Origin of the sequence: Streptomyces sp. NPDC059895 (genome assembly GCF_042731035.1) — a bacterium.
Lineage (GTDB): Bacteria > Actinomycetota > Actinomycetes > Streptomycetales > Streptomycetaceae > Streptomyces.
This window is the reverse complement of record NZ_JBHWKO010000112.1, coordinates 1-1,851: the sequence shown is the minus strand read 5'-3', so window position 1 is coordinate 1,851 and position 1,851 is coordinate 1. Positions and strand designations below refer to the sequence as shown.

Genomic DNA, 1,851 nt, shown 5'->3' with positions numbered 1-1,851 from the left:
GCTGTGATGGGTAGGGGAGCGTCGTGTGCCGGGTGAAGCAGCACCGGAAGGTAGTTGTGGACGGTTCACGAGTGAGAATGCAGGCATGAGTAGCGATACAAACGTGAGAAACGTTTGCGCCGATTGACTAAGGGTTCCTGGGTCAAGCTGATCTGCCCAGGGTAAGTCGGGACCTAAGGCGAGGCCGACAGGCGTAGTCGATGGATAACCGGTTGATATTCCGGTACCCGCTGTGAAGCGTCAAACATCGAATCCAGTGATGCTAAGGCCGTGAAGCCGTTCCGGACCCTTCGGGGAATGGAAAGTGGTGGAGCCGCCGGCCCAAGTTGGTAGTAGGTGAGTGATGGGGTGACGCAGGAAGGTAGTCCATCCCGGGCGGTGGTTGTCCCGGGGTAAGGGTGTAGGACGTCAGGTAGGTAAATCCGCCTGGCAATAGTCTGAGACCTGATGCCGAGCCGATTGTGGTGAAGTGGATGATCCTATGCTGTCGAGAAAAGCCTCTAGCGAGTTTCATGGCGGCCCGTACCCTAAACCGACTCAGGTGGTCAGGTAGAGAATACCGAGGCGTTCGGGTGAACTATGGTTAAGGAACTCGGCAAAATGCCCCCGTAACTTCGGGAGAAGGGGGGCCACGTCTGGTGATGGGCTTTGCGCCTTGAGCTGGGGGTGGCCGCAGAGACCAGCGAGAAGCGACTGTTTACTAAAAACACAGGTCCGTGCGAAGCCGTAAGGCGATGTATACGGACTGACGCCTGCCCGGTGCTGGAACGTTAAGGGGACCGGTTAGCTCACTTTCGGGTGGGCGAAGCTGAGAACTTAAGCGCCAGTAAACGGCGGTGGTAACTATAACCATCCTAAGGTAGCGAAATTCCTTGTCGGGTAAGTTCCGACCTGCACGAATGGCGTAACGACTTCTCGACTGTCTCAACCATAGGCCCGGTGAAATTGCACTACGAGTAAAGATGCTCGTTTCGCGCAGCAGGACGGAAAGACCCCGGGACCTTTACTACAGTTTGATATTGGTGTTCGGTTCGGCTTGTGTAGGATAGCTGGGAGACTGTGAAGCAGGGACGCCAGTTCTTGTGGAGTCGTCGTTGAAATACCAGTCTGGTCGTGCTGGATGTCTAACCTGGGTCCGTGATCCGGATCAGGGACAGTGTCTGATGGGTAGTTTAACTGGGGCGGTTGCCTCCTAAAGAGTAACGGAGGCGCCCAAAGGTTCCCTCAGCCTGGTTGGCAATCAGGTGTTGAGTGTAAGTGCACAAGGGAGCTTGACTGTGAGACCGACGGGTCGAGCAGGGACGAAAGTCGGGACTAGTGATCCGGCGGTGGCTTGTGGAAGCGCCGTCGCTCAACGGATAAAAGGTACCCCGGGGATAACAGGCTGATCTTCCCCAAGAGTCCATATCGACGGGATGGTTTGGCACCTCGATGTCGGCTCGTCGCATCCTGGGGCTGGAGTCGGTCCCAAGGGTTGGGCTGTTCGCCCATTAAAGCGGTACGCGAGCTGGGTTTAGAACGTCGTGAGACAGTTCGGTCCCTATCCGCTGCGCGCGTAGGAATATTGAGAAGGGCTGTCCCTAGTACGAGAGGACCGGGACGGACGAACCTCTGGTGTGCCAGTTGTTCTGCCAAGGGCATGGCTGGTTGGCTACGTTCGGGAGGGATAACCGCTGAAAGCATCTAAGCGGGAAGCCTGCTTCGAGATGAGTATTCCCACCCACTTGATGGGGTAAGGCTCCCAGTAGACGACTGGGTTGATAGGCCGGATCTGGAAGCACGGTAACGTGTGGAGGTGACCGGTACTAATAGGCCGAGGGCTTGTCCTCAGTTGCTCGCGTCCACTGTGTT

1 rRNA gene (only partly in view) is annotated in these 1,851 nt (G+C 56.6%); it reads left to right on the top strand.

From position 1 onward, the window contains the following. Positions 1-1,829 (top strand): 23S ribosomal RNA (locus tag ACFV9M_RS41700); it begins 1,372 nt to the left of the window's first position. Positions 1,830-1,851: the final 22 nt, after the last annotated feature.